Raw genomic sequence first — 14583 nt, 5'->3', positions numbered from 1 at the left:
GCTGCTACACGGGGTGCGCGAAGACTGCAATTGTTTTGCGTATTTGAATAAAAAAGAATGGAGTTGTACCGATGAAAATGTTTGGCAGGACTCTGCTGACACTGTCCTTATTGGGCGCGATTGTCACCGGCGCCCAGGCCAATGACAAGGTACTGCGCGTCTACAACTGGTCGGATTACATCGCCCCGGACACCGTCAAGAAGTTCGAAGACGAGACCGGCATCCGCGTGACCTACGATGTGTTCGACAGCAATGAAACCCTTGAAGCACGGCTGCTCGCCGGCAAGTCCGGCTACGACATCGTTGTGCCGTCCAACAGTTTCCTGGCCAAGCAGATCAAGGCGGGCGTCTATCAGGAACTGGATAAGTCGAAGCTGCCGAACTGGAAGAACCTCAACCCGGTGCTGCTGAAAAACGCTGCCGCCAGCGACCCGAATAACGGTCACGCCTTCCCGTACATGTGGGGCTCGATCGGCATCGGTTTCAACCCGGAGAAGGTCAAGGAAGTGCTCGGCAGCAATGCGCCGACCAATTCCTGGGACTTGCTGTTCAAACCGGAAAACGCCGCGAAGCTGAAAGCCTGCGGCATCAGTTTCCTTGATTCGCCGACCGAAATGCTCCCGGCCGCCCTGCACTATCTGGGTTACCCGGTGAATTCTCAGGACAAAGATCAGATCGCCGAAGCTGAGGCGCTGTTCATGAAAATTCGTCCGTCGGTGGCGTACTTCCATTCGTCGAAATACATCTCGGACCTGGCCAACGGCAACATCTGCGTGGCTGTCGGTTACTCCGGCGATGTGCTGCAAGCCAAGGCTCGCGCCCAAGAAGCGGGCGATAAGGTGAAGGTCGATTACAGCATTCCCAAGGAAGGCGCGGGCAGTTTCTACGACATGGTCGCGATCCCTCGGGACGCAGCGAACGTCGAGAACGCTTACCTGTTCATGAACTTCCTGATGCGCCCGGACATCATCGCCGAGATCACCAACAACATCGGCTACAGCAACGCCAACGCGGCGGCCACGCCGTTGGTGGATGAAGCGATTCGGGATGATCCGGGGTCGTATCCGTCGCAGGCTGTGATGGCGACGTTGTATGCCATTCCCGATATGCCGATCGGCGTTCAGCGGGTGATGACCCGGGGCTGGACGCGGGTGAAGCTCGGCAAATAATTCACTCGGCACTGATCGTTCCCCACGCTCTGCGTGGGAATGCCTCCTCGGACGCTCCGCGTTCGGCTCTGGAGGGGACGCGGAGCGTCCCGGGCTGCATTCCCACGCGGAGCGTGGGAACGATCGATGCCAACGATTTCCGTTCACGCAGCGCCTTACCACCGCTGCACTCCTATCTGCAGAACGGCCTCACCTGGCTTCCTCGGTTAAGGTGAATTTGGGCGCCCTCCTCGGGCGCCTTTTTTTATGAGGGAACGAGTGGCCATTCGGCCAGCGCTCGGTAGCGGCCCTTATGGGATTCGAACAGGGTGAAATGATCGGCCCGCAGATAGAACTCGGGCGGCGTCGCGGACTCTGGCACCGGCACTCGGTAATCACGCATCAGCGTCAGATGCGGCCGAAACTCCTTCGGCGAATCCTCAAACCCGAATGGCAGCATGGCCTGCTCAAGCGCATACACCAGCCGAAGCAACTCCGGTGATGCCTGCTCCGGAGCGAGCACCAACACCCCTGCCCTGCGCCAGACATCCAGCCGATCAAGCGCAACCCTCAAAGGCACACCCGGCGTTCGAATATTGGCGGCGGCCGTGCAGATATCGGCGATTTTCGCCACCTCGACAGCGCCCAAAAACATCAACGTCAGATGAAAGTTTTCCACCGGCACCGGGCGTCCGCTCCTGAGCTCAAGTGCGCTGCGCCATTGGGCAATGGCCCGACGTTGCTCGGGTGTGCAGTTCAGGGCAAAAAACAGTCGTTTTAACGGCTCATGGGATTCGTCGCTCATCTCTGGCACCTCCTGACATCCAAGTTATAGTTCATCCAAACGATTCAACTGGAGGGGGCCATGCGCGAGATCATCAGCAAGGAACCATGGTGGGCCGTGCCACCGAAACCCGGTCAGGATGAGTCCGAGCTGGAATGGGGCTGGCTGGTTCATTACAACGAAGGTGAGCCGCGCTTCGAGTTCATCAAAGAGCGGCCGACGGACAGCGAGATTCGTAATCGCAAGAGTTGCAGGACCACCCCGACGCCAGAGTGATCCTGTCGTTGGTTTCAGGCTTTTACGATCATTTCGAACCCGCCAAAGATCAGCCTCTGGCCATCGAACGGCATCGGGTTGACGTCCTGCTGCATGCGCGGATCGGTCATGAGTTTTTCCATGCCTGCATCGCGGGTGGTCTTGTCGGGCCAGATGATCCAGGAAAACACCACGGTTTCGTCTTCCTTGAGTTTTACTGCCATCGGAAACGAGGTCACTTTGCCGTCAGGGACGTCGTCGCCCCAGCATTCGGCGACGCTGAGGGCGCCACTTTCCTTGAAAATGACAGCGGCGGTTTCGGCGTGTTTCTTGAATTTTTCGCGGTTGGCGGTAGGTACGGCAGCGATAAAGCCATCAACGTAGGACATGGTCGTTCTCCTTGGTTATGGGGTGATCTGCTGGTTAGTCGATTCCGTCGGCCCCCAATCGACAGAGCCGCTGCCCGAACTGACCGACGGTACTTCGACGCTCCCCGCCAGATTGCCCTCGATCTGCGCCGCCATGTACAACGTACCGGCCATCACGCCGGTGGTCGGGTTTTGCACCAGCTTCAGCCAGGCCTTGTCGAACGTGTTACCCAGACTGCTGCGAATCAGTGCCTCGCTGTCAGGCCGATCATTGGCCTGGATAATCGCGCGAATCCCCGCCACACCTACAGAAATCAAGCCCCCGGCCAATTTGCCCGCTGCAGCGGCCACTGCACTGGCCGCACCTCGCGGGACCATTTCGGCTTCCATCCGTTTGCTGGCGCGCTTGGCCACCGGCGCCATGGCGGTGTCTGTCGAATCAACGCCCTTGTCGCCGCCCGCCTTGTGGATTTTCTCGATCAGCGCCGCATAAGCCGGCAGCGTGTTCAGCGGTTGGGTGTGCACGACCTGGTAAAGCGAGGCGTCTCTGGCGGGAGGCGGCCCCAAGGCGATGGCGGGGATTTTCTGGATTCGGCCATTGAGCTGGGCCATCGGCACGCCGTGGCGCTGGGAGATTTTCTGCAGTTCTTCCTGAAGGATGTCCACGTAGAACGCCGTTGCCAGGCCGAGAATCGCGTCGGGATCGATTTCCACCGCGACCGGCGCCAGCACACGCTTTTGGTATTGCTCCAGCAGATAGGCGGCCAGGCGCTTGGCCGAGGCATCTTGCTCGCCCTTGGCGCTGAGGGTGTACCAGCTGACCTTCATCGACAGCCATTCCTGAGTCCAGTAACTGCTGAACCAGGGAATGAAGTTCTCTTCGGTCAGTTGATAGACCCGCGTTCGCCAGTAATCCATGGCACCCCGCGCGTAGATTTTGGTCTGCTCGGTGGCCGATTGCGACGCCGCGACAATCTCCTGGTCGACCATCTGCCAGGTGCTTTGGGAAACAATCACCGGCACCACTTCCACTGGCGCACGCACAGGCGTGGCGCATCCCGCCAACACCACCAACAGGGCGACGATCAGCGAACGCACGTTCAAGATCGCGGTTCTCTCGGGTTGAAATCAGATCAAGGGCTATATGCCTGAGTATAGGTGTCTGCCCACCCCGGGGCCGGAACAGTCGGCGATGATCCCACCATCACTTATGTCGATATTCACCATCGCCGCGAATGCCTTCCGCTCGAAAACCGTCAGCGTAGGATCGGCCTTAACCCAACGCAAAACCCCGCATCGGAGGGGCGAATCATGATTATCCATCTCCTGACCTGCCTGGCCCTGACGGCCGTCACACTGAGCGTTTTTTCCTGGTACGTCCTGTCCGAGGAGCGCACGTCATGATTCACTCCGTGACCCTGGCCGTAAGCTTTGCGGTGTTCGGCAACAACTACTATTCCCAGTCATTCGTTTCCCGCAAAACGTTCGAACTGGTGTTCGACAAAAACTTCGAGGCGTTGCTGATGCCGTCCGCCGCCAATCACTTCAACAATGAAGTGATCGGGCTCAATGATCAGTTCCGGTTCCTGAGCGATGTGCTGGAGGAGCACCTGCTGGCGACCGAGCTCGCCGCTACCGCCCGCCGGAATCAATACTTCTGAGCAGCTGCCCCAGACCCTCGGTAAAACAGGTCGGCGAGTTCAAGGAAAAACGCTCAAGCAGGCGACTGTTGTCGGCGCGTGAATGTTTGATATCACCGGAACGCGCCGCGTCGTGGTGCAACGTCACAGGTCGTCCCAGGAGTTCGCTTAACGTCGTCACCAATTCGTTAACGCTGGTGGATCGGTTAAACCCGACATTGACCGGTTCGATAATCGGCTCTGACTCACTGACCGCCTGTACCAGGACCTTTACAAGGTCATTGACGTAAACAAAGTCCCTTGTTTGCTCCCCATCACCGTAAACCGTGATGGGGAGTTTTTTTTGCGCCCTCTCGCTGAAAATGCTGATGACACCGGAGTAAGGCGATGAAGGGTCCTGACGGGGTCCGTAAATATTGAAAAACCGCAGAATGACCGGTTCGAGACCATGCTGGCGGCGATAGAAATCAAGGAAGTGTTCGCTGGCCAGTTTGTCGGCGGCATACGGGGTCAGCGGATTCTTGGGCGTGTCCTCGGTAATCGCCATGCCCTCGCCATTGTTGCCATAGATCGCCGCACTGGACGCGTAAACCACCCGTCTTACGCCGGCCTGACGCATGGCTTCGCAGATATTCAGCGTACCGACGAAATTGCTTTGGTGAGTCGCCACCGGATCATCGACCGACGCCTGCACCGAGGCCACTGCAGCCAGATGCACCACCGCGCTGCAGTCTTTCATCGCTCGCTCCACCGTCGGCGCGTCGGCGACATCCCCCACCACCAGGGTCAAATGGCAGCGATCAATCGGCAAGTTCGACAGTTTCCCACTGGAAAGATCGTCCAGAACCCGAACGCTATAACCGCTTTCCAGCAGTGCTTCGACCAGGTGCGAACCGATGAAACCGGCACCGCCCGTCACTAGAATTCGTTCTGCAGTCATGATTTATTTACTCCCCGGTGCAGTGGTGGGTGTTCGATCCATTGCAATGAAGTCGCCTATTTGCTCGATGAACTCACGGCTGTTACTGAGCATTTGTTGCCAGTCGGTCGGAAAGCGCACATTCAACGGCAGTTGATCGATTCTCCAGCGCGGCGACAGGGGGCGATCAAACCGGGCGGCGACCTGCAAGCCCATCTCGCTGGCAGCGAACGGCCCACGCAACACCGTCGGCGTGCGACCGGCGCTGTCGACGGCCTGGACAACATGCGCCGCCAGCCACTCGCCATCGGGCATGCGCACGCGCAGCGGCTGGCCAATCGCGGCGTAGCTGATATTCAGCGGTTCCAGATAAATCCACAGCAGAGGCTCTTCCAGCCGTTCAAGGCGCATCAACAGCGTACCGGCGCCAACGTTTTCACCGGGCGTGACCAACACCTCCGCAATTCGACCGCTCTGCGTAGCCTTGACCGACAAGGCGGCGAGGCGCGTTTTCAACCACTGTTTTTCGGCGGTCTGTTGAATAATCTCGCGCTCAACGCTCAACGGCGACTGACGAGCCAGTTGCTCGCGGCGCTCGAACGCCAACAGGTCGGCTTTAAAAGCGTCGAGTTCGGATTGGGCGGCCAGCACTTCTCCACGAGAGACGGCGCCTGATTCAACGAGGTCTTCAAGCACCTGCACACGTTCCTCCGTCCTGCTCACTCGGGTCCTGAGCAGCTGACGCTCCCTCGTGTCCAGTTTGGTGTTGGTGGTGGGCACCGCTTTGGTCGGCATCGCGGCGAGCTGAGAGAGCCGCGCACGCCATTCGGGATTGTCGAGACTGACCAACGGCTGATCGATCTGGACCTGCTCCCCGGCCATGACGAACAGCTGATCGACCCGACCGGCATCCCGCGCGCGCACCTCAAGAATCGGCAGGCGCAATTGCGCCGGTGCGTCGATCATCACCATGCCGTAAGTCAGCTTCCCTCCCAGCCAGATCAAGGGGCTCGCGACCAGGAACAGGATCAAATACCAACGCACGCGAAACGCCATGCGCTTGCCCGGTGCATAGAGAACGCTCAAACCGTGTTCCTGGGTGGGGCTCAGTTCTTTGCGACTATCGAATCGAATCTTCATGACGGCTCACCGTTTTGGAAAGTCTCGCCAGGCTTGCCAGTCAATGCCGGCAATTCCCCGTGGTTGCAGCTGTTCGCGCCAGACACTGGTCTGGTGCTGCAACTGCTCAGTCGACGCGCCGGCCCAGGATTCTGTGGCATCCAGTTGCGGCTCCGTGCTTTGCGCCAGGCGAAACTGCAAATCAGGCCAGCGTTGGGCGATCTGCTCTGCCATTCGTGCGCTGTTTTTCGGGTTACGGGTGTAGATCATCAGGCTGACCTGACGCACACCCGCCTCGGGAAGCGCACACGGCAGACAGGTTTTCCCGGGTTTTGCCTCTGCAAACCAACGATGATGGCTGGAGATTTCTACCGGCCATGGGCTGGCTGCCGAGGCTGCGCGCAAGGTGTCGAGCAAGTCCTTCAAACGCTGATCCGGGACCGGCACGCCCAGTTGTTCGAGTTCCAGGTCCAGGTGCAGGCTGGTGAATGAAAGCCCCTTCAGCTTCGCCAGTAAATCGGTGAGCTGATGGCGTTCCTGCGGCTCGATCCAGGCCGGATCGCCGAGCAACAGGCTGACTTGCACTCCCTTGCCGGCCGCGTCCTGCAGCAATTGCTCCAACCGTTGGCGCGTCGTGGCAAGGTCTTTCAACTGGGCGGACTTGAGGCCAAGGTAGATCTTGTCCATCCCGGCTTTACGCAGTTGCTCGAGCTCTGCCTTACGTTGATCGGGATCGAGCAACGCTTCGCTGTCCCAGACATAACTGGCCTGGGACCATTGGCTCGACGGCGTCCCCACCGCCTGAGCCGAAAGGGGTTGTGCGGCCAGTATCGTCGGGGGCAACGACAGCGTCAGCAGCAGAAGTATCGATCGCATATCAAAACCTCGTGGCTCGTTTAAGCACCCACCACGGTGCCATCGAGCTTTCTTCGTGGCCCCGGCGAAAGATCTCGTTGAGCATGGCCACTGCGCTCCAGCACCTCAGGAGTAGCATGAACAGCGGGAAGAAAGGCACCAACAATCCCAGGACCATGTCCTTTGCAGGTCGGTCGGACACCATCAACAGCATGGCGCCGAACAACATGGCAGTAATCACCAGGTACAGCGCATAGATCAGTACAAACAGAAACAACAGCGTCTTGCCCGGCAGAACAAATAACGCCAGCAAGGTGTAGCTGAAGATGAGGAACGGCAGCACCAGCTGAAAAAAGAAGCCGCTGAGCAGGATCATCAGAAAGGTCGGCCAGCCCAACAACCTGGGGTTGATGTTGTGGTTGTGCTTTCTGATGTACAGAAAAAACAGGTCGCCATCCCAGCGCAAGCGCTGCATCAGAAACTGACTGAGCGTCGACGGTGCATCGGTGTGTCCAATCGCTTCCGGCTCGAAAGGAATCCTCAAGTCGTGTCGTTTGAAGTAACTCTTGATGCGCAACGTCAGGTCCAGATCCTCCGCGGTGTGCGTGTTCCAGCCGCCGATTTTCACCAGAAAGCTGCGGCGGAATGCCCCGAACGCCCCCGATACGTTATTGACCAGGTTCCATTCGGCCAAGCCGATTTTCGACATGTGGATGGACAACAGGTATTCCAGCGCCTGCATCGCGGTCACCCACGAAGCCCAGACATTGCGCACTCGCAGGCTACCGGCGACCGCAGGCACCGACGGGTCCTCGAAATGGCGCACGATGGAGCTGACCATGTTGTTGTCGAAGGACGTATCGCCATCAAGCGCCATCACGATTTCACCGCTGGCAAGCGACAGGCCGGCGTTCAGTGACGACACCCGCCCGCCCCTCTGCCATTTGGCGATCGGGCGCAAATGACGCCGGGGGTACAACTGCGGATCCACGCTGAAACTGCGCACGGCGCTGAGCGTCGGCTGGTTCACCGTGGCCCCGTCCACCACCGGAATCATCTCGATGTGGCCGGGGTACGTCTGCTCGCACAGGCTTAAAAGCGTGGTCTGAACATCCATCCCTTCGCTGTAGCAGGTAATGATGCAAGAGACCTTGGGCCGATAGACACTGATCTTCGGCACACGGGTGCGCCGACGTGTGAACCAGCGCAATACCCCCAGCATCACCATGATCATCAAGGGCAATTCAAAGATCAGAAACAAAGGGAAAAGCATGAAAAACACCCGGCTCAAACCATCCGGGCCCATGAGCGCGCTGAGTGCGCTGAGGAGTTGCTCCAGGAAAGGGCTCATGGCGGTCACGCCAACTCACTGGCCAGACGGGCCAGTAGTAGTTCGCCATCTTCTTGTTCGAGCAGATCCTGGGGCGCCGTGATGCTGACGACACGCAAGGAAATGTCGCTGACCTCCGGTGCTGAAAACAACTCGGCGACCCGGCCCAAGCGTTGCTTGACAGTCTCCAGGCCGTTGCCATCGGTATGGGGAAGCATGATCCAGAAGTACTCTTCGGTACTTCGAGAGCAGCGGTCTGTATCCCTGACGGTTTCCTTCAATCGATCGGCCACGCTATCGATGAAGGCATGGCCGTGGTGTTCACCCAGGCGAGTCAACGTACCGGCCAGGTTGACGAAGCGCAGACCGAGCAGTGAGAAGGCAGGCGTCTGGTAGCGGCGTACGACCTGCATCTGCCAGGTCAGCAGGTCATAGAAATCCTTGCCGCCTAACAGATTGAGTCGACCGAAGTGATGGACCGTTTGATCGCTGAACTCCTGGCGGCAGCGGAAACGGCCGGCCTCGGCCAGGCGGAAATCTCTGACCTCGCGTACCCGCAACTTGTCAGGCGTGTGTGACAGGCCGCAATCCAGGCAGCGCGCCTGCACGTCGGCATCGACAAAAAACGCCTGACATGAGCGACAGCGATAGTTCTCCATCGGGCGGTCGTAATCACTGCCGATATGGCGCAACCGGTTCAAGCAGTTGGGGCACAACAACACCCCGTCTTTGAGAAAGGATTCCTGTGCCCCTACATGCCCACAGGTAAAGCAGTGCAATGAAGGCTGCCGTGAAATGTCCAGGGACTGACATTCGGCACACACATCAATGTAATTGAGCCGGCCCGAGCCACACTCCGAGCAGAGGCGAACGCGATCGACCAGAACCCCCTCCTCCAGCCAGTCCTGTTGCACCATCAAACTGAGCCAGACAAACGAGTTGACCTGCTCGTTATCCGCCAGGGCATCCAGCAATGGATAGCGATAATGCTGAGGCACCTCCGGGTCTCGAAGGGCATAGATGTGAGCGCTGTCACGCAACCACAACCATGAAAGCACCCGACTTTCAAAACGCTCGGGGGCAGAACCCCGTTTGAACAACCTGTAGCGTTCTCGCCACACCCCCCAGAGGGTTCTTGTTTCGCTGGAATCGGCAGGGCACGCGCCATCACCCAAGGCTTCACACCAGCCGTTCTGATCACGGCAACAGTAAATGAGGCTGTAGCGATACGGGGGAATGGCGCGCAACTTTCGAAGCACCCGCCCGGCATAAACCGCTGGCAGGTCCAGCAGCAGGACATCAAATGGGGGTGCAGCCAACAAGCTGCCTAGCTCGGCGAAGTGTTCAAGCTCCGGAAGATTCACGCTTGGAACTCTATTACCCAGTATCGCAATCCGTGGAGTTGGAGTCGGCATGACGCACAGCCTCTGCAGACAGACAAGTACGGTTAAGAAGAGTTAGAAACACTAGCACCGCATCAGAAAAACGTCAGTATTATTATGGTGTTATTTTTTGATATATCGGCCGCCAATATTTCGCCACTACCGTTAATTGGATCCCGCCTTATTCACCGCGTTGCAGTTCGATAAAGAGCCTGACCACCCATAAAAAATAATTATCTATATTTCATCAGGTTATACACACTAAGTAACTCAGGCATTACAACTATACTCACTACTAGTTAATGGCCACCATTGATAGCGTTGCGCCATTTAATGGTATCAGCAGTTAATTCCCATTTACGCCAAAGCCTTGCAGCTACCGCCTATATATAAATAAGTTCAAGGTATTTTTATACCAAAAAAATTCATTTATATAACCAGAATAATCATGCAATAGTTACGCACATGAAACATCATAGTTTCAATAATGAACATTAGATCAAATCTGACAATTTTTTACTCAGAACAAACCTCTCGAAGGCAACCCCGCAACCAGCGATGCACAGGGTCGGCATCCAGCCGCGGATGCCAGAGCATGGCGACGGTGAACGCCGGCAGAGACAACGGCAGTGCAAAGCTGTGCATGCCGGTGCGCAGGCTGGCGGTGTGGCGTTCGGGAACGCTGGCGATCAGGTCGGTTGCCCGGGCGAGCGCCAGCGCAGTGGAGAAGCCTGCAACGATTGTTGCTATGTGCCGCTCCAGTTCCAGAAGCTCAAGGGCTTCATCGATGGGGCCCTTGTCGAGCCCCCGCCGAGAGACGCTGATGTGGCTGCCTGCCGCATAACGTGCGGGGGTTATCTCGCCTTCACTCAGTGGATGCCCCAGTCGCACGACGCCAATAAAACGATCCCGAAACAAGCCCTGGGTACGCAACTCCGGGCCAGCGGCTGTCCCCACCACACCCGCTTCCAGATCGACCGTCCCATCGCGCAGTGACGCGCTGTCTTTGTCGGGTTTGTGCATGAAGCGCAGCCGCACGCCAGGGGCTTGCTCGGCGACGCGGGCAATCAGGTCCGCGCCAAAATTCTCGACAAAGCCTTCACTGGTGCGCAGCGTGAACGTGCGGTTCAGCTGGCTGAGGTCGGGTTGCTCGGCAGGCCGAAGGACCGCTTCTGCGTCCTGCACCAGCTGACTGACCCGCTCGCGCAGTTCGAGCGCTCGCGGGGTGGGCACCAGCCCCCGCCCGGCCCTGACCAACAGCGGATCGCCAGTGGTTTCACGCAATCGCGCCAGTGCCCGGCTCATGGCCGACGGGCTCAGGCGCAAGCGCTTGGCGGCGCGTGCCACGCTGCCTTCGGCGAGCAGCACATCAAGGGTGATCAGCAAGTTGAGATCGGGAGTGGACATGCATCGCCTCTCGGCAGAGTGATATGGCGTTGAACACACGTATCAAGTGCAAACGGTGCGTCTTCCGCCATGTTAGGCCGGGGCGTAGATTTCTGATAGCTCCGCTTCGGGAGTGGCCAGAAAAGAGGAACAGCATGAAATCACTCAGTGCAATCGCAGAGCGTGCGCAACAGACACTGTCGGTTCGGTGGGCGCTGGCCAGTCTTTCGCTGTCGATGCTGCTGTCCTCGCTCGGCACCAGCATCGCCAATGTGGGTTTGCCGACCTTGGCCCAGGTGTTCAACGCCTCCTTCCAGCACGTGCAGTGGATCGTCCTCGCCTACCTGCTGGCCATTACCACCCTGATTGTCAGTGTCGGGCGGCTCGGTGACATCACTGGCCGTCGGCGGCTGCTCTTGACCGGCATCGGCGTGTTCACCCTGGCGTCGGCCCTGTGCGGCTTGGCGCCCACGCTCTGGCTGCTGATTGGCGCCCGGGCGCTGCAGGGAATCGGTGCGGCAATCATGATGGCGCTGACCATGGCCTTTGTCGGCGAGACGGTTACAAAGGCAAAAACCGGCAGTGCCATGGGCTTGCTCGGGACGATGTCGGCGATTGGCACCGCGATGGGGCCGTCGCTCGGTGGCCTGCTGATTGACGGGTTTGGCTGGCAGGCGATCTTCCTCATCACCGTACCGCTGGGCTTGCTGACGCTGGTGCTCGCGCATCGTTACTTGCCCGCCGATCGCCAGAAGCCCAAGACCGATCGCACCGGTTTCGACCCGCTGGGCACACTGCTGCTGGCGTTGACGCTCGCCGCTTATGCGCTGGCCATGACCCTTGGCCGAGGCAGCTTCGGGCCGATCAACATCGCCTTGCTGTTGGCGGCGGGCGGCGGCGTCTGCCTCTTTGTGTTCGCCGAGGCTCGAGTCACCTCGCCGTTGATTCGATTGGCGATGTTCCGTGATCCCGTACTCAGTGGCAGCCTCGCCATGAGCCTGCTCGTCGCGACAGTGATGATGGCGACACTCGTGGTCGGGCCCTTCTATCTCGCCCATGGGCTGGGGCTCGATGCCGCTCTGGTTGGACTGGTTTTGTCGGTCGGGCCGTTTGTCGCGGCACTGACGGGTGTGCCCGCTGGCCGTATTGCCGACCGCTTTGGCGCCCAACGCATGACCCTCGCCGGGCTCCTGGCAATGGCGACCGGATGCCTTACGCTGTCGGTATTGCCAGAGACGTTCGGCATCGGCGGCTACATCGGGCCCATGGTCGTGATAACCATCGGCTATGCCCTGTTCCAGACAGCCAACAACACGGCGGTCATGGTGGATGTTCAGCCGGACCAGCGAGGTGTCATCTCCGGCATGCTCAACCTGTCGCGCAATCTGGGGCTCATCACGGGGGCGTCCGCCTTGGGCGCGGTGTTCGCGCTCGCATCGGCCTCGGTCGACATTGCAACGGCGCGACCCGAAGCGGTTGCCAGCGGTCTGCGGATCACCTTCGCCGTGGCGCTGGTGCTGATCGCTGTCGCACTGGCCATCGCGCTGGGAAGCCGCGCGCTGGCAATGCGTCATAACCGCCGGTAACCCGACACCGTTTACTTTTCCAGCACGACCAGTGGCGTGTCTTTCTTCACAATGTACGTCGCCAGCTCCGACGCTTTGCTCGCGCCGACGTTCTTCGCGACGTGCGCAGTGCCTGCGGGGATGTACAAGGAATCGCCAGCCTTGAGCGTTACAGGAGGCTGACCCTCGAGTTGATATTCAAACGTGCCTTCAATCACGTGAGCCACTTCCACCCCGGGATGCGAATGCTTGGGGGACACCACACCCGGTTCGAAATCAACGCGGACCTGGATCACTTCACGACCGGCGACGTCGAGATCCTGGCGCAGCAGATCGGTGCGGTGAAGACCCGCCTGCCAGCTTTTTGCTGGAGGCGCCTCTTGAGCTTGAGCGAGGCCCGCGAAGGCAGTAAGTGCCGCGGCAACGGCGACGCCGAGCATGCCAGCGGAGATACGGTGGTTGAAACGGGACATGGCATTTCTCCAATCTGTGCGCGGGAATGCGCGCGGAGGTTGCCGCGGATGCGGTGGCCCTATTTGGAGGCCGCCATGTATCGCGCAAGTGTCGCCAATGCCTTGGTTTTGTATGCGAAGGTAGCTGCAGGTGCGTGGGATACGTTCCGATACAAACGGATCCTGCGGACACGAAAAAGCCCGCACAGGGCGGGCTTTGTGAATCGAGTAGGTGGCCGGTGCTGGTCTCCGGCTTACAAGGTTTATCAGGCTTCCCACAGAACAGTTTTGTGCTGTCCTGCTTCACACGGCATAAGGGCTGGATCTCAGCGCGGAGATCTTTCTAACCGTGTACCCTTCGGAACGCGCCCCACGTTTCCTCGCCATCCGCTTGCGCATCAGTCTGCGTCTTCACCTACATGTTCAAGAGTAGTCCAAAGTCCAAAACACAAGGTGGGCTTTTTTAGAACGATTTTTTCCTGTGGCAAGCGTGGCTGGATGGAAAAATGCTATCGCCAGTGACGCTTCTCACTGGGTCAATCCGGGTGCCGTCACCTGACACTCCTTCCAGACCTTGCGCATCAGCTCCTTCAGCATTAACGCCTCGGCCCAGCGATCGGTAATATCGCCTCCATCGGCACCCGTAATGGCATACGGCGGCGGACCGAGCTCACAGGTAAAGGACAGGCTGGCAGGCGTGTTCGGTCGGGCCAGCCAATCCTCGATCCCATAGCGCCACCAGCCCAGGAAACGCTCCAGCCAGGGTCGATGCTGAGCGAAGCTTAAAGGCACCTGGACCTGTTCGCCGTTGGCGACACGACCATGGAAACCCCAACTGTGACGCAGGATGGTATGGATCTGCTCGTCGTCCTCGGCGCTGGCTGGCTCTGGCAGTTCGCGGCCCACGACATAGTGGGACAAGTCGGCCAACAGTTTGAGATCGGGCATTTCAGCGAGGATGTCGAGGGTGAACAACAGGTCGCTGGTAAGACGATAACGGTGGGTTTCCAGCAGGATGGGAAAGTCCACCTGTTCGGCCAGACGCTGCCAGCCTTCGATCAGCTTGATCGCTTGCGTCAGCGTGCGCGGCCTGACGTCGGCTTGCAGCGTGAGGTGGTGACAGCCGTAGCAGGAGGCGACATCAATCGCCGCCGCCAGATCATCCACCGTCCGAGGGAACAGCTGACCTTCAATTTGCAGGCCCTGCGCCTTGGAGGCGCTACTCAGGCGTTTGGCATGCTGCGCGACCCAGAAATGGTCGGTGATCCCGTCGAAACCGGCGGCGGCGATTTTCTCCAGCTGCGCGTCCAGTGGAAGGTCGCATTGGCCGCGATGATCTTGCATGGCCCACAGGGACTGAAATACCAGAAATTCACGCAT

The 14583-nt window shown here is 58.9% G+C and carries 15 protein-coding genes; 4 read left to right on the top strand and 11 right to left on the bottom strand.

Translation table 11 applies throughout. The annotated features are described in order from the left end of the window. Nucleotides 1-71 precede the first annotated feature (71 nt). Nucleotides 72-1169, top strand: a complete 1098-nt coding sequence (locus ACMXYI_RS19385; protein ID WP_415768621.1) for a polyamine ABC transporter substrate-binding protein — start codon at nt 72-74, stop codon at nt 1167-1169. Nucleotides 1170-1413: 244 nt separating this feature from the next. Here the strand turns inward: ACMXYI_RS19385 and thpR are convergent, their stop codons facing one another. Next, the gene (gene thpR, locus ACMXYI_RS19380; protein ID WP_415768620.1) at nt 1414-1953 is read right to left on the bottom strand and encodes an RNA 2',3'-cyclic phosphodiesterase; all 540 of its coding nucleotides are present in this window, start codon (nt 1951-1953) and stop codon (nt 1414-1416) included. A 60-nt stretch (nt 1954-2013) separates the two neighbouring features. Here thpR and ACMXYI_RS19375 point away from each other — a divergent pair, with 60 nt between their 5' ends. After that, the gene (locus ACMXYI_RS19375; RefSeq protein WP_008151815.1) at nt 2014-2208 is read left to right on the top strand and encodes a hypothetical protein; all 195 of its coding nucleotides are present in this window, start codon (nt 2014-2016) and stop codon (nt 2206-2208) included. 14 nt (nt 2209-2222) lie between these two features. On the opposite strand, the gene ACMXYI_RS19370 is transcribed toward ACMXYI_RS19375, so the two are convergent. Both ACMXYI_RS19370 and ACMXYI_RS19365 read right to left on the bottom strand, forming a co-directional pair. After that, nucleotides 2223-2576, bottom strand: coding sequence for a DUF1428 domain-containing protein (locus ACMXYI_RS19370; RefSeq protein WP_282480401.1), 354 nt, complete (start codon nt 2574-2576; stop codon nt 2223-2225). 15 nt (nt 2577-2591) lie between these two features. Then, nucleotides 2592-3659, bottom strand: coding sequence for a hypothetical protein (locus ACMXYI_RS19365; RefSeq protein WP_415768619.1), 1068 nt, complete (start codon nt 3657-3659; stop codon nt 2592-2594). Nucleotides 3660-3955: 296 nt separating this feature from the next. Here ACMXYI_RS19365 and ACMXYI_RS19360 point away from each other — a divergent pair, with 296 nt between their 5' ends. Next, entirely contained in the window at nt 3956-4216 is a 261-nt protein-coding gene (locus ACMXYI_RS19360) for a hypothetical protein (RefSeq protein ID WP_046055896.1), read from the top strand. Here ACMXYI_RS19360 and ACMXYI_RS19355 read toward each other — a convergent pair. The 6 genes from ACMXYI_RS19355 to ACMXYI_RS19330 form a co-directional block, all read right to left on the bottom strand. After that, a complete protein-coding gene (locus tag ACMXYI_RS19355; RefSeq protein ID WP_415768618.1) occupies nt 4188-5135 on the bottom strand; it encodes an NAD-dependent epimerase/dehydratase family protein in 948 nt (315 codons plus the stop codon). The two genes, ACMXYI_RS19360 and ACMXYI_RS19355, sit on opposite strands and share 29 nt — an antisense overlap. A gap of 3 nt (nt 5136-5138) precedes the next feature. Then, entirely contained in the window at nt 5139-6254 is a 1116-nt protein-coding gene (locus ACMXYI_RS19350; RefSeq protein WP_415768617.1) for an HlyD family secretion protein, read from the bottom strand. A 6-nt stretch (nt 6255-6260) separates the two neighbouring features. Next, the gene (locus ACMXYI_RS19345) at nt 6261-7109 is read right to left on the bottom strand and encodes a hypothetical protein (protein ID WP_415768616.1); all 849 of its coding nucleotides are present in this window, start codon (nt 7107-7109) and stop codon (nt 6261-6263) included. Nucleotide 7110: 1 nt separating this feature from the next. Beyond that, on the bottom strand, nt 7111-8439 hold the full coding sequence (locus tag ACMXYI_RS19340; RefSeq protein WP_415768615.1) for a glycosyltransferase family 2 protein: 1329 nt from the start codon (nt 8437-8439) through the stop codon (nt 7111-7113). Between the two features lie 5 nt (nt 8440-8444). After that, nucleotides 8445-9833 (bottom strand): diguanylate cyclase domain-containing protein, encoded by a 1389-nt coding sequence (locus ACMXYI_RS19335; RefSeq protein WP_415768614.1) that lies wholly within the window; start codon nt 9831-9833, stop codon nt 8445-8447. A 483-nt stretch (nt 9834-10316) separates the two neighbouring features. Next, nucleotides 10317-11207: a LysR family transcriptional regulator gene (locus tag ACMXYI_RS19330; RefSeq protein WP_415768613.1), complete on the bottom strand. Its 891-nt coding sequence runs from the start codon at nt 11205-11207 to the stop codon at nt 10317-10319. A 134-nt stretch (nt 11208-11341) separates the two neighbouring features. Between ACMXYI_RS19330 and ACMXYI_RS19325 the strand changes: the two genes are divergently transcribed. Then, nucleotides 11342-12772 (top strand): MFS transporter, encoded by a 1431-nt coding sequence (locus ACMXYI_RS19325; protein ID WP_415768612.1) that lies wholly within the window; start codon nt 11342-11344, stop codon nt 12770-12772. Nucleotides 12773-12783: 11 nt separating this feature from the next. Here ACMXYI_RS19325 and ACMXYI_RS19320 read toward each other — a convergent pair whose 3' ends face one another. Together ACMXYI_RS19320 and ACMXYI_RS19315 are read right to left on the bottom strand one after the other, a co-directional pair. Next, the gene (locus ACMXYI_RS19320) at nt 12784-13224 is read right to left on the bottom strand and encodes a cupin domain-containing protein (RefSeq protein ID WP_415768611.1); all 441 of its coding nucleotides are present in this window, start codon (nt 13222-13224) and stop codon (nt 12784-12786) included. 507 nt (nt 13225-13731) lie between these two features. After that, complete coding sequence (locus ACMXYI_RS19315) at nt 13732-14583, bottom strand: sugar phosphate isomerase/epimerase family protein (protein ID WP_415768610.1); 852 nt, start codon at nt 14581-14583, stop codon at nt 13732-13734.

Origin of the sequence: Pseudomonas lyxosi (assembly GCF_047758685.1) — a bacterium.
Classification (GTDB): Bacteria; Pseudomonadota; Gammaproteobacteria; order Pseudomonadales; family Pseudomonadaceae; genus Aquipseudomonas; species Aquipseudomonas lyxosi.
The sequence above is the reverse complement of the archived record's forward strand: the minus strand, read 5'-3'. Positions and strand labels throughout refer to the sequence as shown.

Coding starts and splice junctions, on each gene's coding strand:
- ACMXYI_RS19385 (WP_415768621.1), top strand. CDS start 72: ATGAAAATGTTTGGCAGGACTCTGCTGACACTGTCCTTATTGGGCGCG.
- thpR (WP_415768620.1), bottom strand. CDS start 1,953: ATGAGCGACGAATCCCATGAGCCGTTAAAACGACTGTTTTTTGCCCTG.
- ACMXYI_RS19375 (WP_008151815.1), top strand. CDS start 2,014: ATGCGCGAGATCATCAGCAAGGAACCATGGTGGGCCGTGCCACCGAAA.
- ACMXYI_RS19370 (WP_282480401.1), bottom strand. CDS start 2,576: ATGTCCTACGTTGATGGCTTTATCGCTGCCGTACCTACCGCCAACCGC.
- ACMXYI_RS19360 (WP_046055896.1), top strand. CDS start 3,956: ATGATTCACTCCGTGACCCTGGCCGTAAGCTTTGCGGTGTTCGGCAAC.
- ACMXYI_RS19355 (WP_415768618.1), bottom strand. CDS start 5,135: ATGACTGCAGAACGAATTCTAGTGACGGGCGGTGCCGGTTTCATCGGT.
- ACMXYI_RS19350 (WP_415768617.1), bottom strand. CDS start 6,254: ATGAAGATTCGATTCGATAGTCGCAAAGAACTGAGCCCCACCCAGGAA.
- ACMXYI_RS19345 (WP_415768616.1), bottom strand. CDS start 7,109: ATGCGATCGATACTTCTGCTGCTGACGCTGTCGTTGCCCCCGACGATA.
- ACMXYI_RS19340 (WP_415768615.1), bottom strand. CDS start 8,439: ATGAGCCCTTTCCTGGAGCAACTCCTCAGCGCACTCAGCGCGCTCATG.
- ACMXYI_RS19335 (WP_415768614.1), bottom strand. CDS start 9,833: ATGCCGACTCCAACTCCACGGATTGCGATACTGGGTAATAGAGTTCCA.
- ACMXYI_RS19330 (WP_415768613.1), bottom strand. CDS start 11,207: ATGTCCACTCCCGATCTCAACTTGCTGATCACCCTTGATGTGCTGCTC.
- ACMXYI_RS19325 (WP_415768612.1), top strand. CDS start 11,342: ATGAAATCACTCAGTGCAATCGCAGAGCGTGCGCAACAGACACTGTCG.
- ACMXYI_RS19320 (WP_415768611.1), bottom strand. CDS start 13,224: ATGTCCCGTTTCAACCACCGTATCTCCGCTGGCATGCTCGGCGTCGCC.
- ACMXYI_RS19315 (WP_415768610.1), bottom strand. CDS start 14,583: ATGCGTGAATTTCTGGTATTTCAGTCCCTGTGGGCCATGCAAGATCAT.